The sequence below is a fragment of the Gemmatimonadota bacterium genome (genome assembly GCA_030747075.1).
GTDB lineage: Bacteria > ARS69 > ARS69 > ARS69 > ARS69 > ARS69.
Window position 1 is genome coordinate 1 of record JASLLL010000033.1, and the last position, 26,932, is coordinate 26,932.

Genomic DNA, 26,932 nt, shown 5'->3' on the forward strand with positions numbered 1-26,932 from the left:
GGCTGGCACTTCTGGCGTTGCTCCGGACGCGGGAGCGGACCGTCGGGGAAATGGTGGAGGCGTTGGGAGCCCCCCAGCCCCGGGTTTCGCGCCATCTGAAGGTGCTTCGCAATGCGGGGCTTGTGGCGGACCGCCGGGAGGGCCGCTTCATCCGATACGGGCTTACCCCTTCCTCAAGCTGGAGTGTCGAGATTCGCGACTGCCTGCGCGGTCTGCTGAACGAACGAGAGGCACCCCGCCGCCCGCGCGGGAGGAAGGCTCTCTCCCGTCGCGAGGAGCGCCCCCTTCCCGAAGCCGCCCCGGCTCCGGAGCCCCGGCAGGAAGTCCCCGCTCCGGGCGAGCGACTGCGCTCGCAGGACATCGAAACACATCTGCTGTAGGGGTGGATTGAGGAGACGGGGAGCGGCCCGAAGACCGCGCCCCGCTCCGTCCCGGGTGCTTATCGCAGGAGTACCATCCGACGCGTCTCTACTCCGAGCGGAGTCGTGAGCCGGTAGAAGTAGCTGCCTGCGGCAAGACGGTGGCCTGACTCGTCTGTGCCGTCCCAGGAAAGACTGTGCGTGCCGGAGGAGAAGACCCCCCGGTGAAGCGTCCGGACGCGGCGCCCGGAAATGTCGAGGATCTCCAGAGAAGCCACGCCCTCCGCAGCCATCGCGAAGGAGATGACCGTCTCCGGCCCGAACGGGTTCGGCAGGTTCTGGGCGAGCATGGCGCCGCGCGGGAACTCCGATACGCCGGTCAGCGGCGATCCCACATCCACCGTACTCACATTGGGAACCTTGTTGAACCCGGTCACGACCAGTTCCACACTGGCGAGTGTCCCGATGACGGAAGAGTCGTACGGGATGGAAGCCAATCCGGCGCCGTCCGCGTACGCGGAGCCGAGGAGCGTCGCGTTGTCGTTGATGGCGGCCAGCGCGCCCGGTTCCGTGGTGACCTCGAAGGTGGCCAGACCCGCATCCACATAGCCCGCGTGAGAGACTGCGAGCGCGGTCGGCGCGCCCGTTCTCATGTGCAGTGCCGGGTCGCCGAAGATGTGCCAGTTCTTGAACTCGCTGATCCCGTTGGATCCATAGCTGTCGATCATGTCGCAGGAACCGTTGAAGCAGAGCCCGCCCCAGGTGCGCTTGGCACCCGCGACCAGTAGATCCACCAGTTCATCCTGCGCACGCATCGGGGTGGCCCACTGCTGGTTGACCGTGGACGCGTACATGGCGACGCCGCCGGTCGGGACTCCGGAATCCGTCGCGCGCAGCCATACCTCCGCAAAGCAGGTCATGCTCATGAAGGCGCCGTTCACGCACCCGACATTGATGATGCAAGGCAGCATGTCGTGGTTGGTCAGCGCATTCACATTCGATGAAGAGAAGCCCGATGTGACCCACTGGGTTTCCGTGCCGTGGCCCGCATAGTTGATGAAGCTGCGGCCCTCATTGAACGCGGAAGAGAGCATGGCCCTGGACGGAGAACCCGAAGCGTCTCCGCCTCCGCGGCTTCCATCATAGAACTCGTCCACATGGGTGTAGGTGAAGCCGAGCAGGTCCGTGCGGATGTTCCGAATGTGCCTCCAGTCCGCCTCGCCGTTGTCCCCGTAGCCCTGGCCCTCGCTTGAGGCGATTCCAGTGGCCTTTTCGTACCAGGTTCCGGCCGGGTCCGGCTGGCTTTCGTACTCCACGGTCTTCTGCACCTGAAGGTCCACCTGCGCCGCGTTCTGCGCGGAGATCCGGCCCACGAAGGCGTCGGGGTAGTTGTCGCCGCCAGCCAGCAGGGTCAGTCGAGGATCCGCCGCCGCTCCGCCGTTCGTGAGATAGGGCATCTGCGGTCCGTCACCGACCAAAAGGAGGTAGGCCATTCCATCCGTGTTGTAGAAGTTCTGCACATACGACTGCACGCCGCTTGCGCTCCCGCCCGCGGCGGAAAGCGTGACGAGCGTCGTCGGAATGCCCATTCGGTTCCGCCAGTCCACGAGCGGTTGCATCGAGCTGGCAAAGGCGTCGTAGGTGATGATGAGCATGCTGCCCGTTTCGCCGACCGGCGTGTACCGAAGGAACTCCTCGTAGTTGAGGAAGTGACGGCGGTAGATCTTCTCGAACTCCTCCACCCGCTTGTCAGGGCGGTCCGCAAGGACATTCACATGCCCGGGGCCGGTCGCCTTCACTTCCACCGTGATCGACGAGTAGACGCGCAGCGTCCCGGTAACCGGGTTCCACTGGAACGGATCCACCTCAATGACCACACCGCGGACATCTCTCATGATGTAGGGATCCCGGAGTCGTGCCAGGTCTCCCGGGAAGAAGGCGTCTTCCTCGTAGGAGGCCCCAAACTCCCAGGGCACATCCGAAGGCATCACATCTCGGGTGATGGGTCCCTTCGAAGGCGCGATCCGCACTCCTGGAAAGTCCACAAACTCCGACGCCACGATCGTCGCGGTGACGGCGGCGTCGTCCGGGATCACCAGAGACTCGCGGAATCCCGGCACTGCCGGCAGTCCGGTCTCCTGAAGGCGAACGCCCCCGTCCCAGTGAATGATGCCGTAGGTCTCCCCGTGGACCTGGATGTCCTGAATCTGGAAGCTCCCCGTCCGGAAGGTCACGACTGTGGACAGAACCCCGGAGGACTCCAGCTGAATCGCATGGGATTCCGGCAGCATCTCGGTGGTGTAGTCACGCCCCGCTGCGGGTCCGGCCACCATGGCCGACAGCAACAGGCAGATAGGGATCGAACGGAACATGGTCTCTCCTCGGTCCGCTACGGAAGTCGCAGCGAATGGAAATGGACCGGGGGATGCCCCGGCGGATGATCGGGGACACGCGCACCCTGCCTCGATCCGGGGGGAATCGATAGAACCCACGGAGTATAGCGCACTCGGACCGGGAACTCCAGAATCCGGTGAGGTGAGGATTCCCGTGGCGGGTCATTCCGATCCGCGATACCGTTCCGACATGGATGCGGACCGCTTCCGGACAGGATTCCTTCTTCTTCTCGTCACGGCCATCTCGGCTTTGTTCGCCGTGATGATCCGCGACTTCCTCATGACGCTTCTCCTGGCGGGAGTGTTCGCCGGGCTGGCCGCTCCCTTGTTCCGGCGAATCGTCGGCCTCCTTCGCGGGAAGCGCTCGGCGGCGTCGATGGTGACGGTCCTGGCGCTTCTCGTCTGTGTGGCGGGTCCGCTTTTCGCCATCCTGGGTGTGGTGGCGGCGCAAGCGCTGCGCATTACCGACTCCGTGCGCCCCTGGATCGACGAGCAGCTCGCCAACCCCGGCGCGCTGCCCGTCTTGCTGGAGCGTCTTCCCGGCCTGGACCGGCTGGTTCCCTACCGCGAGCAGATTCTCCTCCGGCTGGGGGACCTGGTCGGCAGCGCGGGCGGCTTCCTTCTCGACAGCGCCTCCGCCGCCACGCGAGGCACCGTCGCGTTTCTCTTCCAGTCGTTCGTGTTCGTCTACGCGCTCTTTCACTTCCTTCTCCACGGGGACGCGCTCCTTCGCCGAATCCTCTACTACATCCCGCTGGATGAACCCGCCGAGTCCCGCCTCGTGGAGCGGTTCACCTCCGTCACGAGAGCGACCGTGCGCGGCACGCTCGTGATCGGGCTTCTGCAAGGCGGGCTGGCCGGGGTCGCCTTTGCCGTGGTCGGAATCCCGGGCGCGGTATTCTGGGGCACCATGATGACGCTTCTATCCGTCATCCCCGGGGTGGGGACGGCCCTCGTCTGGGTGCCCGCCGCGCTGATTCTCCTGGCGACCGGGGAGACGGTGCCGGGTGTGGGCCTTGCGGTCTTCTGCGGGCTCATCGTCGGGAGCCTGGACAATCTCCTGCGACCTCGGCTTGTGGGTCGGGACACTCAGATGCCCGACCTCCTGATCTTCCTCGGGACCGCCGGCGGAATCCTCCTGTTCGGCATTCCGGGGTTTCTCGTGGGACCGATCCTCGCCGCGCTCTTCGTGACGGTCTGGGAGATCTACGGGCATGTCTTCCGCGACATCCTGCCCGGCCCTCGCTCGTCTTGACACAGTCCCGGGGGCTTTCTACCCTCGCTCGCGCACTGTACCTGCCCTGCACCGGAGGCACTGATGGCTTGCGCCCGGATCCTCATCGTCGATGATGACGAGTCCATCCGCTCTTCGATGGAGCGGGTTCTTTCGTATGAAGGATACGATGTCCGGTGCGCCGCCTCCGGTCCGGAAGCGCTGGACGCGCTGGCGGACCGGCGCATGGATCTCGCGCTCTTCGATATCAAGATGCCCGGAATGGATGGGCTGGAGCTTCTGGAACGCGTCGGGAAGGCGCACCCGGATCTCGTGTGCATCATGGTCTCGGGCCACGGGACGGTGCAGACCGCCGTGGAAGCCGCCAAGCTGGGTGCGTTCGACTTTCTCGAGAAGCCTCCCGACCGCGACCGGGTTCTTCTCACCATTCGCAACGGGCTGGCTCAGTCGCGGCAGGCTTCGGAGATTGCCAACGCAAGGCGGAGGCTGGCGCGTGACGACCGCATCGTGGGGGAGAGCGACGCCATCCGTCAGGTGCTGGAGCGCATCGCGAAGGTCGCACCGACGCAGGCCACCATTCTCATCACCGGAGAGAATGGTACCGGGAAGGAGCTCGTGGCTCGCGCCATTCACCGGGAGAGCACACGCCGGGACGGAGCCTACATTCAGCTCAACTGTGCGGCCATTCCGGAAGACCTGATCGAGTCCGAACTCTTCGGGCACGAAAAGGGCGCGTTCACGGGCGCCACCTCCCGCCGCGAAGGGAAGTTTGAGCTGGCCGACGGCGGGACCATTCTGCTGGACGAAATCGGCGACATGAGTCCGACCGTCCAGGCGAAAGTGCTTCGCGTGCTGGAAGAAGGGCAGTTCGAGCGCGTGGGGGGATCGCGGGCGATCTCCGTGGATGTTCGCATTCTCGCGGCGACGAACCGGGATCTCCCGGCCGCCGTGGAGGACCGGTCATTCCGCGAGGATCTCTTCTTCCGGCTCAATGTGGTGCCGATCCGCGTTCCCGCGCTTCGCGAGCGACCGGGAGACATCGCCGGACTGGTGGAGCACTTTCTGACGCGGTATTGCGAGCGCGAGAAGTGCCCGGGCGTGACCGTGGACCCGGAGGTGGTGGAGCGCCTCATGGTACGCGCGTGGCCGGGGAATGTTCGCGAACTGAGAAACACGGTGGAGCGGATGGCCATCCTTGCGTCCGGAAGTCGGCTGAGCGTGGCGGATCTTCCGGCACCGGGGGCGGGCGGGGCGAGCACCCGGGACGACCCCGCGGCGGATGCAAGCACCTATGACGAGTTCCGCGAACGGTCGGAACAGGCGTTCTTCCGCCAGAGGCTGGAGCGCCACGGGTGGAATGTGAAAGACACGGCGGAGGCGCTGGCCATGCAGCGCAGCAACCTCTACCGGAAGATCGAGAAGTACGGACTCACCCGAGAGGGGGGGGAACGCAAGCGCACACCGGACGGGGGAGATCTCCCGGGAGGAACGGCTTGAACGCATCGAACGAACCGCACGACATCCAGGCCGTCGAAAGGCTGAAGGACGCGCACGGGAGGATTCTCACAGAGGTTCACAAGGTCGTGATCGGGCAGGATCGCGTGATCGACGATCTCCTGACCGCCATCCTTTCCAATGGCCACTGTCTGCTCGTCGGGGTGCCCGGGCTTGCGAAGACGCTGCTTGTGTCCACGCTGGCGCGCGTTCTGGATCTGGAGTTCAGCCGAATCCAGTTCACGCCGGACCTCATGCCGTCGGACATTACCGGGACGGATGTTCTGGAAACGGAAGAGGGGACCACTCATCGGCATTTTCGGTTCATCCGGGGACCGGTCTTCGCGAACATTGTTCTTGCGGACGAGATCAACCGTACGCCCCCGAAGACGCAGGCCGCGCTTCTTCAGGCCATGCAGGAACGCGAAGTGACCGCCGGCGGCAACACCTACGACCTGCCGCTGCCGTTCTTCGTGCTGGCGACGCAGAACCCCATCGAGCAGGAAGGAACCTATCCGCTTCCCGAGGCGCAACTCGACCGCTTCATGTTCCACATCCATGTGGACTACCCGACCGGGGCGGAAGAGTGCCGGATCGTGGAGGAGACCACCTCCGCCTACCACGCGGATCTGGAGCGGGTTCTGGGCGCCGAGGAGATTCTCTCACTTCAGACGCTCGTGCGGCGCGTACCTGTGGCGGAGGATGTGCTGCAATACGCCGTCGGACTGGTGCGGGCGACGCGGCCGAAGTCGGATACGGCTCCTGCGTTCGTGCGCGACTGGGTGAGCTGGGGTGCGGGTCCCCGCGCGAGCCAGTATCTGGTGCTCGGCGCGAAGACGCGCGCCATTCTCGACGGCAGGCACACCCCCGCCCGGGAGGATGTGCAGGCGGTGGCGCGGGCGGTTCTTCGCCACCGGATCCTCACCAACTTCAACGCCGAGGCCGAAGGCGTGGATCCCGTCGATATCGTGGACCGGCTCGTTGAAAGTGTGGAGGCGACCGGGGCCGTGTCGTCGTGAGCCGGGTGCGCCAGAGCTCCCGTTCGCCCCTCCTGGACGCGGCCACGGTCGCCCGCCTCGCCGGGCTGGAGATTCGTGCGCGTGCCGTGGTGGAGGGGTTCGTTGCGGGGCTTCACAAGAGTCCGTACAAGGGGTTCAGCGTGGAGTTCGCGGAGCATCGGCAGTACATGCCGGGAGACCCCGTGCGGAACATCGACTGGAAGGTCTTTGCGAAGTCCGACCGCTACTTCGTGAAGGAGTTCGAGGAGGAAACGAACCTCCGCGCATACCTGGTGCTCGACGCATCCGCATCGATGGGTTTCGCCTCGGGCGAGGTCGGCAAGTTCGAGTATGCGCGTACGCTCGCGGCGTCCCTCTCCTGGCTGATGCTCCGGCAGCAGGACTCTGTCGGCCTGCTTCTTTTCGATCAGGGGATTCGGCGCTTTATTCCCCCAAGGTCCGCCGGGCATCACCTTCGCGTGCTCCTGACCGAACTGGAGGCGGCGCGCCCGTCTTCGGGGACGGGGATTGCGAAAACGCTCCACGAGCTGGCCCTGCGAATCCGTCGGCGTGGTCTGGTGTTTCTGATGAGTGATCTCTTCGACGACCCCGACGAAGTGCTGCGCGGGTTGCGGCACTTTCGGCACCGGCGGCACGAGGTTGTCGTGTTTCACCTGCTGGATCAGGCGGAGCGCGAGTTCGGGTTCGACCGGGAGGCCATCTTCCGCGACATGGAGTCCGGCCGCGAGATGCTGGTGCGCCCCTGGGAGCTGCGCGCGGAGTATCGCGGGGCGGTGGATGCGTGGATCGCCAGGCTGCGTGACGGGTGCCGGGAGGCGGGCGTCGACTATGTCCCGATCGACACCTCCACGCCGTTCGACACCGCGCTCCACGCCTACCTGCGCAAGCGGAGCCGTCTGGGATGACCTTCCTGAACCCGTGGTTCCTTCTGGGACTGGCCGCGACGGCGGTCCCGGTGGTGATTCACCTGCTCAGTCGGCGGACGGCGCGCCGTCAGGACTTCTCCACGCTCGATTTTCTGCTGGAACTGGAGAAGCGAAGCCTCCGGCGCCTGCGCATTCGACGGCTGCTCCTGCTGCTGCTGCGCGTTCTGGCTGTCGCTGCCGTGGCGCTGGCCATGGCGCGCCCGACGCTGACGAGCCATGTGGTCGGCGCATCCGCATCCACCTCCGCCGTGATCGTCCTGGACGCGACCTTCTCCATGAGAGCCCCATCGTCGAGAGGCACGCGGATGGACGCCGCGCGGGAGATCGTCGGGGAGGTGCTGGATTCGCTTTCCCCGGGCGATGAGATCACTCTCCTTGCGCCGGGCGCGGCAGGCGGGGAGAGGGGGACGCTGGTTGCGGTTCGAGGCCCGGACGCATTGCGGGACCGGCTCACCCGGGTGCGCGCGGGAGCGGGCGGCGGTTCCGTGGAGAGCGCGCTTCGCGAGGCGGTGGCGGTGCTCTCCGCCGCGCGGAATCCGAATCGTGAAGTTCACATCGTGAGTGACTTTCCGACAGGCACGGACTTCTCGGGCATGCTGGAGGCGCTGCCGGAGGGCGTGCGCGTGCACGCGTACTCCGTCGCTCTGGAAGAAGATCCCTCGTCCAACGCGTGGGTGGAATCGGTCGGTCCGTCCGGGCAGATCCTGTCCGCGGGGACCCCGGTGGAGTTCCGGGCGGTGGTGGCCGCCGCTGCCGGGCGTCCTTCCGGCGAGGCCGAAGTGGAGTTTGAAGTGGACGGTCAGTTGGTGGACCGTCGAAGGGTGGATCTCGGGCCGTCGTCGCGCGTGGGAGTGGTCTTCCGCACGACCTTCCGGGCGGGAGGCCTCCACACGGGCAGCGTGTTTCTCCATGACGAAGACGGGATGGCCGGAGACGATCGCAGGCACTTCACCGTTCGTGTCGAAGAGGGGATCCCCGTTCTGCTCGTGGCGGAGGATCCGGATGCCGGGCAGTATCTGGGACGCGCGCTGGCGCCGGGTGCGGACACGCCCGGGGGGTTCGCCGTCATCACGGGTGGGCCGCGGGCGATCGAGGGTCTGTCGACTTCCCCGGCCGCCGTGGCCGTGCTGGCCGATCCGGGTCGCTTCACCGCGGCCCGCCTGGAGGGGATCAAGGCGTTTCTCTCGCGAGGCGGTGGCCTCCTCCTGTTCCCCGGACCGCTGACGGATGCCCCCGACTGGGACCGGACCTTTCTGAAGCGGTTTCTTCCCGGCCGCCTGACGGGCCTGCGCAGGGCATCATCGGGCGGTTCCTTCCGGATTGTGTCCACGGACGGGTCGCACCCGCTCTTCCGGCTCTTCGGCGAAGACTCCGGCGCCCTCGGGGAGGTGCGCTTCACACGCGCTCTGGGCTTTCGCGCGGAACCGGGTACGCGCGTTCTCGCGGAGTACGGGAACGGCGACGCCGCCATCCTGGAGAGTGCGCTCCTTCCGGGTCGGGTGCTCCTGTTCACTTCGTCGCTGCATCCGGAGTGGAGCGACTTCCCGCTGACCGGCGCCTTCCTTCCACTTCTGCACGAGGCGGTCCGGTATCTCGCCGAGTCCGCGTCTCCCGCCACCCGGGAAGTGTCCGTGGGGGAGGGCGCATTGGTGCACCTCGTGGCCGCTCCCGCCGGGGGCGCCGTGACGGTGACCGGCCCGGGCGGGAAGACGCGAACGGTCGTGCCGGAACCGGAGGCGGGCGGGTATGCGCTTTCGCTCGACCGGGCGGGCGCTCCGGGGATCTGGACATTCACGGGAGCCGACGGAGATACGCTGGCCGCGGTGGCCGCCACCGTCCCCGCCGCCGAATCCGATCCGGCGGCTCTCCGTGCGGCGGAACTCCACTCGCGTCTCCAGGGCCGCGGGGAACTCCATGCGAACGGATCAGGCATCGTCCGGCAACTCACGGAGATTCGTACGGGCCGGGAGATCGCGGGGATCTTCCTGTGGTTCGCCGCGGTCTTCCTGGCGCTGGAGATGCTGCTGGCGGGCCGCCTTCGCATTCCCGAGCATCGAACAACGCGGGTGGCGTCGTGAACTCGGTCGCGGAGGTTGTCGACGCGCTTGCGGGGGCCGCGCCGATCCGGGAGACACGGGACGCCCTTCAGGAAAGCCGGAACACCACGCTTCTCGGGCTGGCCTGCTCCGCGAGAGGCGTGGCACTTGCGCACCTGCAGTGTGCGTCGGGTCGCCCGCTTCTCGTCGTCGTGCCGTCCCGGGAGGAGGCGGAGGCGCTCGTCGGGGATCTGGAAGCGTGCCTTGGCGAAGACGCCGTCTTCTACTTTCCGGATACGGAGGTGCTTCCCTACGACTCCCGATCCCCGCATGTCGGGCTCACGGCGGAGCGGGTCGAATCGCTGGCCGCGCTGGCCGCCGCCGGTGCTCCCGTCACCGTGACGACGGCGTCGGCACTGGCCGGGCGGACGCTGCCGCGTGCGCTCTTCGACTCTTCGGTACTCCGCCTGCGCACCGGGGGGGAGATCGCCCTCGACGATCTGACCACCGCACTGGCCGTGCGGGGGTTCCGCCGGGAGCGACTGGTGGAGGAGATCGGCACCTTTGCGGTGCGGGGCGGGTTGATTGACCTCTATCCCTTCGGCGAACGCAATCCGATCCGCGTGGAACTCTTCGGCGACGAGATCGAGTCCATTCGCTCCTTCGATGCGGCCACTCAGCTCACCGTCAGCGAGTCGCGCAAGGTGACGATTCTCCCGCAGCGGGAACTGATCCTGACGGACGAAGTGGTGAAGTCCGCATCTGCGCGCGGAGATCTGCCCTTCGATCGCGGGGCGGACCCCTTCGTCGAAGGCGTGGAGTCTTACCTGCCGCGCTTCCATCCCGATGCTTCCACGCTGCTCGATTACCTTCCCGACGATGCCGCGATCGTGCTCGACGAACCGGGTCGTGTCCGGGACGAGATCGCGAGCGCCATGGCCGCCGCCGAAGAAGCGCACGCGGAGCTCACTTCCCGCGGGCGTTCTCTCCCCGCGCCATCGGAACTGCGTGCGGCCGCCGGGGAGATCGCCGAGGGGATGGCCCGGCGAACCGTGCTGCGGCTGGCGCTCTTCGAGGGCGAATCGGTGAACACAGCGCTGGCAGCCGGGGAGGGCGCGCGCCCTGAGACGCGACGCCTTCGGGTGCACTCTCAGGAAGCCCATCGCGGCAACTTCGCCGTCTTCCGGGAGCGCCTGACCGGGATTCTCGACGAGGGACATACCGTCCACATCCTCTGCGACAACCGCGGTCAGGCCGATCGATTGAGCGGCATGCTCGATGAGCTGGCGGAGCGCGTGCATCTGCGTGTCGCGTCGCTTCGAAACGGTTTCTCGATTCCCGACATCGGCCTCGTGGTGTTGACCGACCACGAACTCTTCGCACGGACGGGACGCCGGTACCGGGCCTTTCGCCACGGCGGCGGCGCACCCATCCACGACTATGCCGCGCTTCGCAAGGGGGACTTTGTCGTTCATGTGGAACACGGCCTCGCGCGCTACGCGGGCATTCATCTCCTGCGTGCGGGAGGCGTGGAGTCCGAGTGTCTCCTCCTGCGGTATTCCGGAGGGGACACGCTCTATGTTCCGGTCGATCAGCTCAACCTCGTGCAGAAGTATGTCGGCGGGGAGTCGGGCGAGTCGCCGCCGGTGCATCGACTCGGGAGTGGCCAGTGGGAGAAGGTGCGCGCGCGCGCCCGCAAGTCCGTGGAGAAGATGGCTGCGGAACTGCTGGAGATTCACGCGGCCCGGACCGAGCGCCGCCGTGACCCCTACCCGCCGGACGGAGAGTGGCAGACGGAGATGGAGGCGTCCTTCATCTACGAGGAAACGCGTGATCAGCGCCGCGCCACCGACGATGTCAAACGCGACATGACCTCCCCCCGGCCGATGGACCGTCTGGTATGCGGAGATGTCGGTTACGGGAAGACGGAAGTGGCCATTCGCGCCGCATTCAAGGCCGCGACGGAGGGTCGCCAGGTGGCGGTTCTCGTGCCGACGACGATTCTCGCGCAGCAGCACCTCAACACCTTTCGTGAACGACTGGCCGCGTACCCGGTGGTTGTGGAGATGCTGTCGCGCTTCGTCGCCCCGAAGGACATTCGGCAGACCGTGGCCCGAATCGGCCGTGGCGAGGTCGATATCGTCATTGGAACGCACCGGATTCTTTCGAAGGATGTGATGTTTCCGAAACTCGGCCTGGTGATCGTCGACGAGGAGCAGCGATTCGGTGTGGCGCACAAGGAAAAGCTGAAGCGTTTCCGCAGGCTTGTGGATGTCCTGACGCTCACGGCCACTCCGATCCCGCGAACATTGAGCATGGCCATCAGCGGTCTGCGCGACATCTCGGTCATCAACACGCCGCCGCCGAACAAGCTGCCCATCGAGACTGAGGTGCTGGAGTCGTCCGACGAGGTGGTGTGCAAGGCGATTCTCCGGGAGATCAAGCGCGGGGGGCAGGTCTTCTTCGTACACAATCGGGTGCGCTCGATCGGCGCCATGGCCGAGCGGTTGCGGGAGCTTCTTCCCGAGCTGCGGTTTGATGTGGCGCACGGGCAGATGGCGGAGCGGGAACTCGAAAAAGTGATGATGGAGTTTCTGGACCGGCGGAGCGATGTGCTGGTCTCCACCATGATCATCGAGTCGGGACTGGATCTGCCGAATGTGAACACCATTCTTGTGAGCCGTGCGGATACGCTGGGGCTGGCGCAGCTGTACCAGCTTCGGGGCCGTGTGGGGCGTTCGAATCATCGGGCCTTCGCGTACCTTCTGCTGCCTCCCGGAGGGGAACTCTCCGATGTGGCCCGCAAGCGACTTCGCGCCATCGAGGAGTTCTCCGACCTCGGTTCGGGATTCCGTCTGGCCACGCGCGACATGGAGATCCGCGGCGTCGGCAACTTCCTCGGCCCGGAGCAGACCGGCCATGTCCATGCGATCGGCTACGACCTCTACTGTCGCCTCCTGCGTGAGGAGATCGCGCGGCTTCGCGGAGAGGCACCGCCCGAAGAGCGCTCCGTGGTGAAGATGACCGCGGAGGTCGATGCTTTCCTCCCGCCGGACTACATCGACGACCCGGATCAGCGGATCCTGTTCTACAAGCGACTGGCGGATCTGTCCGACCGGCGGGAACTCCCGCGTGTGGAGGAGGAACTTCGCGATCGGTACGGTCGGCTTCCGGACCCGGCTCGCCACCTTCTACTCCTCAAGGAGATGCGCCTTCTGGCCGAGTCGGGAGGCGTGGAGGAACTGTTTGTCGGAAAAGAAGCCGCAACGCTGCGGCTCGCGGACGGCTGCTCCCCGTCTCCCGCCACCATGAAGGAACTGCTTCGTGTGGTCCCCGGGGATCTGTCCTTCCGGGCGGACGGGCGGGAGGGGCTTCGCCTGCGCCTGGAGGCTCTCACTCCCGAGGAGGTTCGGGAGTCCATTCGGGCGCTCTTGCGGGTCTTGGGAGACTCTGATACCGTCCCGCGCTCCGGAGTAGTGGAATGACACCAAAGGAAGGGGCAGGAACCTTGCGAATCGCCGTGAGAACCGTGATTGGACTGCTGGCGGTCATGGCCCTCGTGGCCGGCTGTGGAGGAAACGGAAGAGACAAGGATGTTGTGGCATCCGCCGGGGACATTCAGGTGACCCTTGCGGACTTCCATGCGGCGCTGGAGAGCATTACGCCGGCCTACCGCCCTGAGGTGGCCACGATGGAAGGTCGTCGCAGCTTCGCGAACGATGTGCTGAACCACCGGATCATTCTGCAGGCGGCCGAGGAAAGCGGACCGCCGATGGATCCGAGAGTCACCGCGGCACTGGAGGAGAATGCCCGCAGCATGATGGCGGGCGTTCTCTACCGGGAAGTTGTGGAGGGCACAGTGGAGGTGACCGGGAAGGATGTGGCCGATCTCTACGAGCGCCGTTCCGAGAATGTGGATATGTCCCACATTCTTGTCGGGAGCCGGGAAGAGGCGGACCGGATTCTGGGAAACATCCGCTCCGGCTCCACTTCGTTCGAGGCCGCCGCGCAGGAACACTCGCTGGACCCCTCCACCGCGCGGGAGGGCGGGCACTCGGGAGAGGTTTCGTGGACGAGCAAGGCGGCGCCGCACCAGATGGCCGCATTTGACGCGGAAGTCGGCGTGCTGACCGGCCCGATCGAGACCGAGTACGGCTACCACATCCTGCTGGTGCACGAGAGGGTTCCCGCGGAGCAACTTCCGCTGGAAGAACTGCGCCACACGCTGCGTACCGAAGTGCGACAGATGAAGGAGTTCGAGGCGATGAGGGACTTCTACGCCTCGCTTTGCGATCAGCACAGCCTGACCTGGAACGACTCCGGACTGAGTGCTCTGCAGGATGTTCTCGCCCGGGATCTGGCGCAGGACATCGACACGATTCCGCCCGCCGATCGGTTTGTCCCCAGCCCCACCCGGGACGAGGCCGCGCAGGTTCTCGCGACCTTCGCGGGACGGGACTGGACGATCGGTGACTACGCAGCGGGGATTGCGAAGGCTCCGCAGACGAACCGACCCACCCGGACCATGAATGCACGGGCGCTGGTTGCGTTCATCAAGAGAATCCAGCTGCACCCGGAACTTCTGCATGTGGAGTGCCTGGCGCGAGGGCTGGATACGCACCCCGAAGTGGCGGGAAAGAACGACCGCATTCTCGAACAAGTCAATCTGGAGGCATTCCACACTCGGTTCACTCAGGAGATCGACCTTCCGGCCGGGGAGGTGCGTGCCTTCTTCGATTCGACGATGGCCACCAATCCGAGCGTGTTCGATGTGCCGGAACGCGTGAATGTCCTCATGATGATTCACACGGAAGAAGACGCCGTTCGGGCCGGGCTGGGTCGGATTCGTGCGGGAGAGGACGAACGGATCGTGGCGTGCGAGGTAACCCTGGACTTCAAGACGAAGTACAAGGACGCCGAGACCGGGTTGCTGGCACGCGGAAACTACGCGCCACAGGTCGAGGATGTCATGTTCTCGCGCAAACCGGGGTCCGGGTGGTCTTCGCCGATCGTCACCGAGACGGGCACGGCTGCCGTCCGGGTGCTGGAGCACGAAGACGCGCGCGTTGCGGAGTTTGAGGAAGTCGAACAGATGCTTACTCAGCAGATGGCGCAGGCGCGGGGTGAGAGTGCCTTCGAGGAGTGGCTGAGTGCTCGCCGGGAGAGTCTGGGCGTGGAGATTCACGACGACGCTCTCCAGCTGATCGGCAAGAGCGTCACGGGAGAGGAACATGACGGTTAGCCCGCACACGCTTTCGCGGTCTTTCCGGAGGGCGGGGGGATTCCCTGCCCTCCTCCTTTTGCTGTGCGTGGCGGCTGCTTCGGCGGGGACGAGTGTTCTCGACCGGATTCTGGCGGTGGTCGGCGACGAGATCATCCTCCTGTCCGAGGTGGAGGAGGAGCTGGCGCTGGCCAGCGTGCAGGGGGCGCTGGACCTCTCCGATGGCCGGGCCGTCGCCGCGGCACGGAGCCAGCTGCTCAACCAGATGGTCGACGAGAGGATTCTCCTGGTACAGGCGAGGCGCGAGGGGATTCGTGTCTCGCGGTCGGAAATCGACGAGGCCGTGGACCGGGCGTTCGGGGATCTTCGCAGCCGGTTCCCGTCGGAGAGTGCCTTCGACGAGCAGCTCCGGAGCGAGGGGCTGACGCGGGACACGCTGCTGGCCCGATACCGTGACAAGATCGAGGATCAGCTTCTGGTTCGGCAGCTGGTCGAGCGGGAAGTGCGGTCGGATGTGGAGATCCCGGAAGGCGAGGTCGTTGCGTACTGGAACGAGAATCGCGAGGACCTTCCCCCGATTCCCGCAAGTCTGGACCTCAGTCGCATTGTACTTCGTACGGACCCTGGCGGGGGCGACAGCACGGCCGTGCTGCGAGCGGAGAGAGTGCTTCAGCGCCTGCAAGACGGCGAGGACTTCGCTGCCCTGGCCACGGTCTTCTCCGAAGGACCGGCGGCTTCGCGCGGAGGAGAACTCGGCAGGTTCCTTCTTGCGGACCTGGCGCCGCCCATCGCCTCTGCCGTGGCGGATCTGTCAGCGGACGCCGTGTCCGGGGTGGTCGTCACCTCCCGGGGGGCGCACATTCTCCGCGTGGACGCCCGCGAAGGAGACATGCTCAGCCTGCGGCAGATCGTGTTCCTGTTGGACGAAGACGCGTCGCGCGCCTCGCTTCGTGCGCGTGCGGAGGCGCTCCTCGTCAGACTCCACGCGGGAGAGGACTTCGCGGAACTGGCGCGGACGGAGTCCGCGGAGGCTCACACGGCGGCTTCCGGGGGGGAACTGGGCGTCGTGTCGGTGGACGCGCTTCCGCCCGCATACCGAACGCTGTTTCAGGAACTGGCCCCCGGGGGAATCACGGATCCGCTGGAAGAAGAGGGCGATCTGGTGATCTATCGCCTGAATGCGGTCCAGGGGGAGCGCCCGGCGACGCTGGAGGAAATGCATCCGAGGATCGAGGAGTACCTCCGCCAGGGCCGCGTTCAGGAAGTGCTTGCGGCGTATGTTGCCGAGGTCCGCGAGGAGATCCACATCGAACTGCGGCTGACCGACGATCCCTCCGCCGGAGCCGCCCCGGACACGCCGTGAAACCCCCGCGCCGTCCCCTTCTGGCCGTCACGGCGGGAGATCCGGCGGGGATCGGGCCGGAGATTGTCGCGCGCTCGCTTGCTGACGGCTCGCTTGCCGCGCACGGGCGGGTTCTGGTGTATGCGCACCCCGGGCTCTTCGACGCGGAATGCGCACGGGCCGGGGTCGATCCGCTGCCGCGCGGGATGGAGTCTTCGCAAGTCGCGGCCCTTTCCCCCGCAAGTGAAGCGCCCGTGCCGACGGGTTTTGCCTTCGGGCAGCCCACGGCCTTCACCGGGCGTGTGGCCGCGGACTGCGTGGCCGCCGCCGCGCGGGATGCCATGGCGGGGCGCGTGGATGCCGTGGTGACGGCACCCGTTTCCAAGGCAGCCCTCCGGAGCGCGGGAGTGCCGCACGCGGGGCACACCGGGTTTCTGGCGGAACTCTGCGGGGCGCCGTCGGTCGCGATGATGTTCGTGGCGGGCGACCTTCGCGTGAGCCTCGCGACGGTTCACATCCCGCTGGCCGAAGTTCCCTCCGCGCTGACTGTTTCCGGTGTGCTGGAGACTCTTCGTCTGACTCGCGAGAAGGTCCACGCGGTTCTCGGCGGGCGGGAACCGAGGATCGCGCTCCTCGGAGTCAACCCGCACGCCGGGGAGGACGGGCTTCTCGGGCCGGAGGAGACAGAAGTGCTGGAACCGGTTCGCGCCGCCGCCGCCCGCAAGGGGTGGCGGGTAGAGGGGCCCTACCCGGCAGATTCGTACTTCCGGAGCGGAGTGACCCGGCATGACGCGGTGCTGGCCATGTACCACGACCAGGGACTCCTCCCGGTAAAGCTGCTCTCCGGGGGCCGCGCCGTGAATGTGACGCTGGGGCTTCCGTTTCTGCGGACAAGCGTGGACCACGGAACCGCCTTCGACATCGCGGGCCGGGGCACCGCTCGCACGGACAGTCTTCTTGCCGCGTCGGAACTGGCGGCGGAGTGGACGACGCTCCCCGTTCCGGGATAGCCTCTCCACGGAGGGAGGGGTGGCGAATGCTCAGGATCACCCAGGCCGGAAAGCAGTTTCCCGGAGGGCGGTGGGGACTCCGCGGAGTGAGCTTTGCGATGAAGCCGGGTGAGTTCGTGTTTCTCACCGGTCCCAGCGGTGCGGGCAAGACCACACTTCTCCGCCTTCTTTCGATGGAAGAGCCGCCGACGGTCGGCGAAGCCCGTATCGGCGAGTTCTCCACCCGGACCATCCGGCGTCGAGAAGTCCCACGACTCCGGCGGAAGATAGGGCTGGTCTTCCAGGACTTCCGGCTTCTGCCGGACCGGTCCGCTTTCGAGAACATTGCGCTGGTGCTGCGCGTCATCGGTTCGCCGCGCGCGCAGATTCACCGGCGGGTCATGCGATCGCTCGCGGCAGTCGGACTCTCCGGAAGGGGCGACGCGCTGCCTGGTGAACTCTCCGCCGGAGAGCGACAGCGCGTGGGGATTGCGCGAGCGATCGTGAACGATCCGCTGGTTGTGCTGGCGGATGAGCCCACCGGCAATGTGGATCGCGACACGACGCGGGAGATCTTCGCGCTGCTTCAGAAAGTGTCCGATGCCGGAACCAGCGTTCTTGTGGCGACTCACGACGCAGCCATGGTCGCGGCCATCGACGCACGGACTCTTGCGCTTGATTCGGGGCGGCTCGTTTCGGATACGCCCCCCGGTTCCGCCGTCGCCGCCATCGCCCGCCCGGTGGCGACTCCCGGCCCCGGACACTCCCCCAGGTCGTTCGCATGAGCCGGGCGTTGGGGTTCACGATTCGCGAAGGACTGTTGAACCTGCGGCGCGCTCCGCTCCTCGCGCTGTCCTCGGTATCGGTGATGACGCTTTCCCTGTTCGTCCTGGGGATCTTCCTTCTGCTGACCGTCAACCTGCGCGCCGTGATTCTGGCAGCCCAGCGGGAGGTGGAGATCGTCGTCTTCGTCGAAGAGGGCGCGCCGCAGGAGGAACTTCTCGCGGTGGACGCCGCGCTGCGTGCGCACCCCGCGGTTTCCGGCCTCGTGTTTCTCGCCCGCGAAGAGGCGCTCGTGCGGTTCCGGGGAGAACTGGGCGAGCGGGAGTACCTGCTCGACGCGCTGGAGTCCAACCCGCTGCCGGACACATTTGAGGTCGCACTGTTCGATGACTGGAAGTCCACGGCTCGCCTGCGAAGCGTCGCCGAGGACATTGGCGGACTGGCGGGCGTCGCGGAAGTGAAGTACGGGCGCGAATGGGTGGGGCGTCTCAACCGGATCATCGTTGCGCTGGTGCTGGTGGATCTGTTTCTCGGAATCGTGGTGGCGCTGTCTTCGCTGGTTGTGGTGGCGAACACGATTCGCCTGACGCTGATCGCTCGGCGCGAAATGATCGAGATCATGAAGCTCGTCGGCGCGACGGCAGGTGTCATTCGTCGGCCGTTTGTGGTGGAGGGCGTGGTTCAGGGGGCGGTCGCGGCGGCTCTGGCCATGGCGCTCCTTCTGGGGCTCGCCGCCTTCCTCGATGGCCGCGCGGGCGGCGTGGTGTTTCCGCCCACGGAAGCGATCGTGGGGTTCCTGCTGTTCGGCGCGTTCCTGGGCGGCCTTGGCGGGGTGATCTCGCTTCAGGGGCTTCTGCGGCGATGGTAACCGCCCGGCTTCCCGGTCCGGCGGTCGTCTTCCTGACGGCGATGCTTGTGGCGCTCCCTCCCGTTTCCCGGGGTGCCGCGGATGAAACGCAGGTGCGCGAGGAGATTCAGCGCGAGGAGACGGAGCTTCAGCGGATTGAATCCGACCTCGACCGCACGCGGGATCGAACGCGTGCTCTTTCGGACAAGGAGACGCGGGTTCTTACGGAACTGAACCGGATCGACTCGGATCTTACACGAGGAGAGGCGGCCGTATCCAGAATGCGTGCCCGCGAGGAGAGTCTGGCGAAGGAGGCGGCGCGGGCCGGGGAACTGCTGGTGCAGGAAGAGGCGCGGCTGGACGAGAGGCGCGAGATTCTTCGGCGCAGGCTCCGGAACATCTACATGTACGGAGAGCGAGCCGGGCTTCAGGTGCTCTTGAGCGCGACTTCCGCCGTGGACCTCGTGCGGCGCTTCGACTGGCTGCTTCTGGTGGCGGCGCAGGATCGCCGACTGGAGCGGGATGTGCGCGTCGCCGTGGAGGCGGTGGCCGACGCGAGCACCGAACTGGAATCGCGGCACGCGGAGTCGGAGGCGGTCCGCCGGGATGCCGAACAGGAGCAGGCCGGGCTGCGTCGCAGTCAGGGTGACCGCCGGAAGCTGCTCGAATCGGTCCGTGGAGAGCGGGAAGGCCACGAGCGCATTGCCCGGGAACTGGAGTCGGCGCGCGCCAGCGTGCAGGAACTTCTGGCGGAGCTGGAGGAACAGGCGCGTCGCGCGCGTCGTGCAGGAGAACTCCCGGCGGGCGGAACCGGGTTCGCCGGGGCGAAGGGCGGGCTTCCGTGGCCGGTGGAAGGGCGTCTGTCGAGGAGGTTCGGCGTGAAGCGGGACCCCCGGTTCGGCACCTCGACCTTCAGCGGCGGACTGGACATCCAGGCGCCTGCGGGAACGGAGGTCATCGCGGTTCACCGGGGTCGCGTGGACTATGTGGACTGGCTCCCCGGGTACGGCCAGTGCATCATCCTGAATCACGGGAACGGTTACTACACGCTGTACGCCCACACGGAGCGTGTGTTTGTGGCGGCGGGAGATGGGGTCTTTGCCGGGGAGCGCGTCGCGACCGTGGGGGATACGGGATCGCTGACGGGAGACGCGCTGCACTTTGAGATCCGCAAGGACGCCGAACCCGTGGACCCGTTGCCGTGGCTCGGCCCGGCGCGCCTCCGGTAGCGTTGCTTGACCGGGCGGTCCCTCCCGTTGGACACTCCCGAACCCCACAGCCCGGGAGAGTCCGCGTGAAGCGCAAGTTCTACCTCACGACCGCCATTGACTATGTGAACTCAAAACCGCATCTGGGCACGGCCTACGAGAAGATCGCCGCCGACTGCCTCGTTCGTGCACGCCGACTTGCGGGCGATGAGGTTCTCTTCGTCATGGGCAACGACGAGCACTCCATCAATGTCGCGCGTCGGGCGGAGGAAGAGGGCTTGGCCCCGCTTGCGTATTGCGATCGCATGGGAGACGAGTTCCGCGCCGCATGGAAACGCCTGAACATCTCCTTCGACGATTTTATCCGGACGACCGAACCCCGGCACCGGTCCGCTGTCGAGGAGATCATCCGCCGCGTTCGTGATCGCGATCACATCACGACCTCCCGGTACAAGGGCTGGTACTGCGAAGGGTGCGAGGCGTTCTTCACCGGGAAGGATCTGGAGGATGGCGTCTGCCCGACCCACCGGAAGAAAGCTCGCTGGGTGGAGGAGGAAAACTACTTCTTCCGGCTCTCGCACTTCCGGGACCGGCTGCTGGAGCACATTCGGGAGCATCCGGAGTTCATTCTTCCCGCGACGCGCCGCAACGAGGTGGTCTCATTTCTGGAGGCGGGGCTGGACGACATCTCGATCTCGCGCGCAGGAGAGTCGTGGGGCATTCCCTTCCCGGACGACCCCGGACACACGGTCTATGTCTGGTTCGATGCACTGACGAACTACCTGTCGGCCGTCGGGTTCGGATCGGATGAGGAGCGCTGCGAAAAGTGGTGGCCCGCGGATGTCCACCTGATCGGAAAGGACATCACGCGGTTTCACTGCATCATCTGGCCCGCCATGCTGATGGCCGCAGAGGTGCCGCTCCCGCGCACGGTCTATGCGCACGGCTTCATCACCCACTCCGGCGAGAAGATGTCGAAGTCGCTCGGGAACATCGTGAACCCGCTGGATGTCGTGGACATCACCGGTGCGGATCCGCTGCGCTACTTCCTTCTGCGGGAGATTACTTTCGGAAAGGACGGGGACTTCGACTGGGAGCGTTTTGTTTCTCGGTACAATGCGGACCTTGCCAACGATCTCGGCAACCTCGTGAAGCGCACGGTGGACATGACGGCGAAGTTCCTCAACGGGAAGATCCCCCGGGGCGCCGGCGGAGGGACTTCGCTGGCTGAAGTCGCAACCGGGGCGACGGCGAAGGCACTGGCGTGCTACGAGTCGTTCGACCTTTCGGGAGCGCTGAGCGCGGCATGGGAACTGGTGCGGGAGTCGAACCGGACGGTGCAGGAACTTCGGCCGTGGGAAATCGCGAAAGACCCCGCGCGCGGCGATGAACTGAACGCGGTGCTGTCGGACCTTCTGGAGGCGGTGCGGGTGGTGTCTGTACTGGCGAGTCCGGCGATGCCGGAGCGGACGGGATTGATCCGGGAGCGCCTGGGGCTTGCCGGCGACGCCGCGCCCGGCCTTGTGGACACAGACTGGCGTGCGGGATCCGGATGGAGCGTGAACCCGGGCGACCCGGTCTTCCCGCGCATCAAGAAGGACGAATCCCCCGCGCCGCCGGCTTCCCCATGATCGACTCGCACTGCCACCTGAACTTGCCCGACTTCGCGGAAGATCTGGAGGCGGTGCTTGCGCGTGCGCGGGACGCGGGCGTCCATGGCATGCTGGTGCCGGGGATCGGGCTGGAAGAGTCGCGCCGCGCGGTGTCTATCGCCCGGGAACACGCGGAGGTTCGCGCGGCGGTCGGCATTCACCCGCACGAGTCGCTGCAGTGGGGGGACGCCGCGCGGAGGGAACTGAGCGAACTGGCGCGTGAAGAGAAAGTGGTGGCGGTGGGGGAGATCGGGCTGGACTTCTTTCGCGACTGGTCTCCGCGCGCAGCGCAGCGCACCGCCTTTCGCGAGCAACTGCTTCTGGCAAAGGAGCTGGATCTGCCCGTGGTGATCCATGATCGGGACGCGCACGACGAGGTTCTGGAGGCGCTGGAGAGCCCGGACCTGGCCGGGCTTCGCGGCGTGCTCCACTGCTTCTCGGGGAGCCCCGCTCTCGCGGAGCGTGCGGTGGCTCTCGGGTTCCACATTTCGTTCACGGGATCGCTGACCTACGGCAAGGGCAAGGCGGATCGCGTGCTGCGTCGTGTCCCGGCGGAGCGTCTTCTGCTGGAGACGGATTCGCCGTACATGACGCCGGTGCCGCACCGGGGGAAGCGGAACGAACCCTCGTTCGTGCCGTTCGTGGCGGACACGCTGGCGGAGAAGCTGGCGATTCCCCGGGCTGAGGTCTGCCGCCTGACGGACGCGGCAGCGGCGCGGCTCTTCGGGTTTCCAGCGGATGCGGCCCATGACGCGTGACGAAGAGGGCCCGGCGGCGATTCTGGAGCGTCACGGCCTTGTCCCCCGGAAGCGATGGGGGCAAAACTTTCTCCACGACCGCGCCGTGGCGCAGCGAATCGTGGACGCGGCGGGGATCTCACCCGGGGACCGCGTGCTGGAGATCGGGCCGGGGCTTGGAGCGCTCACCGGGCCGCTTCTGGATGCGGGAGCGGTTGTCACGGCGGTGGAGCTGGACCGGGGGATTGCGGCCTGCCTCACGGATCGACTCGGCGGACACGAAGGCCTGGAGATCATCGTGGCGGATGTGCTTCGCGTGGACCCGGCCAGACTCCCGAACGATCCGGTTCGGCTGGTGGCCAATCTGCCCTACTCCATCACCGGCCCGATTCTGTCGATGATTCTCACCAGTCCGGATCGTTTCCATTCCGCCGTTCTGATGGTACAGAGAGAGGTCGCGCGACGACTGGTCGCCGGATCCGGAGGGCGGGAGATCGGCGCGCCCGCGGTGCTCCTGCGATTGCTGTATCGCGTGAAGAAGCAGTTCGATGTCGGAACAGGCGCGTTCTTCCCGGCGCCGGGGGTGGTCTCAACCGTTCTGTCGCTGGAGCGGATCGCGGGCAGTCGCCTGTCCCCGGCGGTGGCCGATGCCGTCAATCGCGCTTATCGTCAGCGGAGGAAGATGATCCGCAAGACGCTGAAGGACACGGTCGCCGCCGAAGGCGAGCTGGTGCGGCGGCTCCGAGGGCTGGGTCGCTCCGAAGAGGCGCGCCCCGAAGAGCTGGAACCGGAGGATTGGCCGGAACTCGTGGATTCCGGGCCGAAGGAGGAACGCGCGTGACTCGCGCCGGGTGGGTTCTGTTGGCGGTGGTGTGTGCGCTTCCGGCGTGCCCGGCCGCACCGGCCCACGCGGACTCCGCGGAGGGTTCGTCCGCGTCGGACACGACGAGCGCGGCTTCCGCAACGCCGGACTCCGCCGCGACCGCATCGAGGAAAATGGTCAGCGAGAGCGGTGCCGTCTCCGTGTTCGAGGAGTTGCAGCCCGGCGAAGGAATCGACGGATTCTGGTGGGAGTTCGACACCGAAGCGGAACTGGCGCGGCTCCTGAACGATGAACTAAAGGATGAGCGTCCGGATCCGCTCGTGGACGCCTTCGGATTTGAGCTGACGATCCCGGACACCATCCGCGCGCTCCGGGATTCGGTCACCGCGGTCGCGGACTCGATCCTTGCGGAGCGGATCCAGCTGGAGACACGGTTCATCCCCAAGTACTCGTCCCGGTACCGGGAGCGAAAGGACGACTTCACGCTGGAGCACGAGTTCGATGTCAACTACCCGCTCTCCGATCATGCCACGGTCAGCACTCGCCTGAAGAGCCAGAACAGCTTCAACGAGTCCACCGGGAAACTTCGCGATGATCGGTCCATCTCGTCCACATTCAGTTTTGTCTTCTCGGATGATCTGACCTCGTCGCTCAGCGTTCAGCGTTCCGACAACCGGCAGGAGAGAAACGCGGAACTGGAATCCGAAGGAAGCAACACCAGCGTCAACGGCCGCGGTCGCTTGTCGAGGGAGGTGCCGGTTCTCGGCAGCGTGGAAACTTCGGCGGGTTTGTCTGCGAGCGTGCGGGATTATGTCTCCCGGGGGACATCCGGATCGAACAGCGGAGTGTCTCCCAGTTGGGGAGCAAAGGTCACGCGGACATTCGAAGGCGGGCAACTGGCCGCCAACTACACCGGAGACATTGAGCGCGCGCGTTCCGAGCAGACGCGTATCGGTGAGACGGAACCGGAGACCACCGACGACGCCAACAGCGGGCACACCATGAATCTGGCGTTGAACTACACCCTCCGGCCCGGCTGGGCGTTGCGCATCATCAGCGACAACTCAACCCGGGAGCTTCAGTACCTGAGTGCCGTGGACTCTCTCGCCGGGTTGCAGGAGACGCGCCGACAGAATCGGTCGGCGGTCCGGGGAGGTCTGGACGCGGAAGTGTTCGAGGGACTGACGGTCAAGTCCAAAGTGGAGATGACCCGGAACGAACAGACCTACTCGCTGCAGACGGGGCGGTATTCGGACATCGGTCGCCGGTCCGCCAATGTGGATATGGACTACGCGGGATGGGAGGGAGGCCGACTGCGCTTCGGCCTGGATCGATCCCGGGAGGATCGTGATTACAACAACACGCAGGCGGGGTCGATCGACAGGCAACAGGCTTCTGTTGATTACAACCAGGCGATCACGGCGAATGTGGATTTCGTCGGTGTGTTCTTCATGACGCTGGACCGCTACGCCTACGATGACTTCGACGGGAACCGGGGGGACCGGGATCTCAAGACGACGCGCGGGACATTCACGGTGCGGTACCGCCCCTTCTCGTCGCTCAATACGGACCTGCGTATAGAGGTTCGCCAGGCGGAGTCGATCAACATTCACCCGTCCAAGTCCCCGGACAACAAGACGGACCATGTCTACCGGATCACGCCGTCGTACACATGGAAGCTGGGAGGCACGACGATTCGTGGTGAGTTCACCGCTGACGCGCGGTACGCGGTCTACGGCTTTCGGGAAGAGGACAACTTCCTGAACCGGACATTCTCGACGCGCCAGAAGGTACAGCACTCCTTTACGCCGCGTGTGTCGTCGGAGTTCACGGTGACGGCGGATTTCCAGGACGAGGGGAGCTACTCCCGGACCGGACTGGACAACCGCCGACTCTTCTCACGCTCCCGGGAGATCCATCGATTCAGGACGCTGACGCAGGTGCGCTACACACCCGTCAAAGGAGTCCGACTGAACTTCCGGTATGCTCGCGACGGAGACGACCGCTACAGTCTGGGGCCGGGGAAAAGGACTCTGTCCACGCGGAGGCGCACGCAGGAACTTTCGCTCGGGCTCGACATGAGAAAGAGAATCACGAAGCATGTCTCGCTGGATCTCAAAGCGACCCGCACGCACAAGAGCGGGTTGACGATCTCCAATGTGGAGCGCGATTTCTTCAACATCACCGCGTCGGTGGACTACAAGCCGGGAGAGTGAGGACACCGTGGGAAACGGGGATTCGCCATTTCGAGGTGCGCTGACGGTTGCGCTGCTCGCAATGCTTGCGGGAGCGGGGTGCGATCTCTTCCAGACTCGCCCGCCGATGGAAGGCGGGGACGAGGCCTCCGTCTGGGAGCCGCCGACTTCGCCGGAGTTGATTCTCCTCAACCTGGAGACCGCCTTTGAGCAGGGGATCTTCAACGACTATCGTCGCGCGCTGACAGAGGACTTCGCCTTCCATCCGGACGAGACCGACTCCTTTGCGGTGGAGGTGGAGCGTCCCGGAGAAAACACCTGGGCGGACTGGGATCGGGATGTGGAGACGGAAACCGCCGAGAGCATCCGTGGCGGAGTCGACTCGGTGGATGTGGCCTTCACGCTGCTTGCGGAAGAAGGGGATGCCGACGATCGCCTTCGCAAGGAGGACTACTCGCTCGTCCTTTACCTGCCCGGAGAGACGAAGACCTACGCGGGCGAGGCCTGGATCCGCGTGCGGCAGGTCTCCGGCGAGTGGTTCATTTACGAGTGGACGGACATCGCCAGCTCACCGAGCCACGAATCATGGGGGCTCCTGCGCGGGAGAAACCGCCTGTAGGGAGGAGCGCCGGGGCCGATCTGCTCCTCCGGACAGTCCGCGAATGGCGAAGGCTTGCGGATTCTGGCTGATTCCAACTGCTCTGTGGCACAGATTTCTCCGCCGGATTGACACGCGGGTGCGGTTTCCCTAGAATGGCCGCGTTCCGATGTCCCCTCTGCCGGGGGACGCCCCTTGAGAGGACCTTTTTCGGGAGAGTTGCGCGCAAGTTGCTACGGTTGGCCCCCCATTGGGCCGATGAAGTTCCTAGCCCCGCAGTCGACCTGAACCCGCCATCTCTGGAAGGGGAAAGCCCGTGGTGTCCATGACTCATCGCCTCCGGAACCTCGCAGTTCTCTCCGGACTGTGTGCTCTGCTGTTGTTCCTGCCGGGTTGTCCCTTGAGTCCGGATTCGGATGACGGTGGTGGCGGCGGCGGCGACACGCGGATTCCTGAGCGAGACAGCATTTCCAATGTGGTGGTGTATCTTCAGGAAGTCTGGAACCAGCGCCTCTATACACACTACGAACAACTGCTGCACGACAGCTTCGAGTTCTTCCCGCTCAGCGGTGACCCTGACCTTGAATGGGTGGAGGGCGACTCCTGGGGCCGGTCGATGGAACTCGGCATGGTCAACCATATGTTCGATCCGAACTATTCCGGAGACGAGCCTCCGGTAGAGGACATCAGCCTCGATCTGGACATTCTGTCCCAGCGCGAAGTGAACGATTACCCGGGCGCGGTGGAGGTTACCTGTAATGTGAACATGGAGATCCTCAAGGACGCGTCGAATGGTTGGCGGGTGAACCAGAAGACGCGCCTTCTGATATTGCCGGATCCGGACGAGGCCGGTCTTCTTCAGGTCATCAAGCAGTGGGATCTGGACGACGCCGACGGTTAATTCTCAGCCCGGGTTCCTCGCCGCGCTCTGCTGCGGCTTTGTCCGGCGGCGCCTGACCTGCGTCGCTGGAACGGAATCGATCCTCTAGCCCGGGTTCCTCGCCGCGCTCTGCGGCGGCGTTGTGCCGCGCCGCCAGTCCAGCGGCGGGGGACCGGAAACGATCCGCGACGGGGCG

20 protein-coding genes are annotated in these 26,932 nt (G+C 65.8%); 19 read left to right on the forward strand and 1 reads right to left on the reverse strand.

All coding sequences use genetic code 11. From position 1 onward, the window contains the following. The first annotated feature begins 2 nt into the window (after positions 1 to 2). On the forward strand, positions 3 to 380 hold the full coding sequence (locus tag QF819_09685) for a metalloregulator ArsR/SmtB family transcription factor (GenBank protein ID MDP6803422.1): 378 nt from the start codon (positions 3 to 5) through the stop codon (positions 378 to 380). 59 nt (positions 381 to 439) lie between these two features. On the opposite strand, the gene QF819_09690 is transcribed toward QF819_09685, so the two are convergent. Next, positions 440 to 2,731, reverse strand: a complete 2,292-nt coding sequence (locus QF819_09690) for a C25 family cysteine peptidase (GenBank protein MDP6803423.1) — start codon at positions 2,729 to 2,731, stop codon at positions 440 to 442. Between the two features lie 175 nt (positions 2,732 to 2,906). On the opposite strand from QF819_09690, the gene QF819_09695 reads away from it, so the two are divergent. The 18 genes from QF819_09695 to QF819_09780 all read left to right on the forward strand — a co-directional run bounded on the left by QF819_09695 (position 2,907) and on the right by QF819_09780 (position 26,757). Beyond that, on the forward strand, positions 2,907 to 4,007 hold the full coding sequence (locus tag QF819_09695) for an AI-2E family transporter (protein ID MDP6803424.1): 1,101 nt from the start codon (positions 2,907 to 2,909) through the stop codon (positions 4,005 to 4,007). Between the two features lie 63 nt (positions 4,008 to 4,070). Then, positions 4,071 to 5,483: a sigma-54 dependent transcriptional regulator gene (locus QF819_09700; GenBank protein MDP6803425.1), complete on the forward strand. Its 1,413-nt coding sequence runs from the start codon at positions 4,071 to 4,073 to the stop codon at positions 5,481 to 5,483. Continuing rightward, positions 5,480 to 6,499, forward strand: a complete 1,020-nt coding sequence (locus tag QF819_09705; GenBank protein MDP6803426.1) for a MoxR family ATPase — start codon at positions 5,480 to 5,482, stop codon at positions 6,497 to 6,499. Before QF819_09700 ends, QF819_09705 begins: the two co-directional genes overlap by 4 nt. Next, complete coding sequence (locus tag QF819_09710; GenBank protein ID MDP6803427.1) at positions 6,496 to 7,404, forward strand: DUF58 domain-containing protein; 909 nt, start codon at positions 6,496 to 6,498, stop codon at positions 7,402 to 7,404. Before QF819_09705 ends, QF819_09710 begins: the two co-directional genes overlap by 4 nt. Continuing rightward, positions 7,401 to 9,503: a BatA and WFA domain-containing protein gene (locus tag QF819_09715; protein ID MDP6803428.1), complete on the forward strand. Its 2,103-nt coding sequence runs from the start codon at positions 7,401 to 7,403 to the stop codon at positions 9,501 to 9,503. Before QF819_09710 ends, QF819_09715 begins: the two co-directional genes overlap by 4 nt. Then, positions 9,500 to 12,946 carry a transcription-repair coupling factor gene (gene mfd, locus QF819_09720; protein ID MDP6803429.1) on the forward strand — a complete coding sequence of 1,149 codons (3,447 nt, stop codon included), beginning with the start codon at positions 9,500 to 9,502 and terminating at the stop codon, positions 12,944 to 12,946. The genes QF819_09715 and mfd overlap by 4 nt, the downstream gene beginning before the upstream one ends. Before the next feature lie 35 nt (positions 12,947 to 12,981). Further along, complete coding sequence (locus tag QF819_09725; protein MDP6803430.1) at positions 12,982 to 14,703, forward strand: peptidylprolyl isomerase; 1,722 nt, start codon at positions 12,982 to 12,984, stop codon at positions 14,701 to 14,703. Positions 14,704 to 14,770: 67 nt separating this feature from the next. Further along, positions 14,771 to 16,045: a peptidylprolyl isomerase gene (locus tag QF819_09730; GenBank protein ID MDP6803431.1), complete on the forward strand. Its 1,275-nt coding sequence runs from the start codon at positions 14,771 to 14,773 to the stop codon at positions 16,043 to 16,045. Next, positions 16,042 to 17,034 carry a 4-hydroxythreonine-4-phosphate dehydrogenase PdxA gene (gene pdxA / locus QF819_09735; protein MDP6803432.1) on the forward strand — a complete coding sequence of 331 codons (993 nt, stop codon included), beginning with the start codon at positions 16,042 to 16,044 and terminating at the stop codon, positions 17,032 to 17,034. The genes QF819_09730 and pdxA overlap by 4 nt, the downstream gene beginning before the upstream one ends. A gap of 26 nt (positions 17,035 to 17,060) precedes the next feature. Next, positions 17,061 to 17,798 carry an ATP-binding cassette domain-containing protein gene (locus QF819_09740; protein MDP6803433.1) on the forward strand — a complete coding sequence of 246 codons (738 nt, stop codon included), beginning with the start codon at positions 17,061 to 17,063 and terminating at the stop codon, positions 17,796 to 17,798. Next, positions 17,795 to 18,664, forward strand: coding sequence for a permease-like cell division protein FtsX (locus QF819_09745; protein MDP6803434.1), 870 nt, complete (start codon positions 17,795 to 17,797; stop codon positions 18,662 to 18,664). Before QF819_09740 ends, QF819_09745 begins: the two co-directional genes overlap by 4 nt. Then, complete coding sequence (locus QF819_09750; GenBank protein MDP6803435.1) at positions 18,658 to 19,872, forward strand: peptidoglycan DD-metalloendopeptidase family protein; 1,215 nt, start codon at positions 18,658 to 18,660, stop codon at positions 19,870 to 19,872. The genes QF819_09745 and QF819_09750 overlap by 7 nt, the downstream gene beginning before the upstream one ends. 65 nt (positions 19,873 to 19,937) lie before the next feature. Continuing rightward, complete coding sequence (gene metG / locus QF819_09755) at positions 19,938 to 21,482, forward strand: methionine--tRNA ligase (protein MDP6803436.1); 1,545 nt, start codon at positions 19,938 to 19,940, stop codon at positions 21,480 to 21,482. Next, positions 21,479 to 22,261, forward strand: a complete 783-nt coding sequence (locus QF819_09760; protein ID MDP6803437.1) for a TatD family hydrolase — start codon at positions 21,479 to 21,481, stop codon at positions 22,259 to 22,261. The genes metG and QF819_09760 overlap by 4 nt, the downstream gene beginning before the upstream one ends. Further along, on the forward strand, positions 22,251 to 23,081 hold the full coding sequence (gene rsmA, locus QF819_09765; protein ID MDP6803438.1) for a 16S rRNA (adenine(1518)-N(6)/adenine(1519)-N(6))-dimethyltransferase RsmA: 831 nt from the start codon (positions 22,251 to 22,253) through the stop codon (positions 23,079 to 23,081). Before QF819_09760 ends, rsmA begins: the two co-directional genes overlap by 11 nt. After that, positions 23,078 to 25,279 carry a hypothetical protein gene (locus QF819_09770; protein MDP6803439.1) on the forward strand — a complete coding sequence of 734 codons (2,202 nt, stop codon included), beginning with the start codon at positions 23,078 to 23,080 and terminating at the stop codon, positions 25,277 to 25,279. Before rsmA ends, QF819_09770 begins: the two co-directional genes overlap by 4 nt. Before the next feature lie 7 nt (positions 25,280 to 25,286). After that, a complete protein-coding gene (locus QF819_09775; protein ID MDP6803440.1) occupies positions 25,287 to 25,877 on the forward strand; it encodes a hypothetical protein in 591 nt (196 codons plus the stop codon). A gap of 304 nt (positions 25,878 to 26,181) precedes the next feature. Continuing rightward, positions 26,182 to 26,757: a hypothetical protein gene (locus QF819_09780; GenBank protein MDP6803441.1), complete on the forward strand. Its 576-nt coding sequence runs from the start codon at positions 26,182 to 26,184 to the stop codon at positions 26,755 to 26,757. Positions 26,758 to 26,932 lie beyond the last annotated feature (175 nt).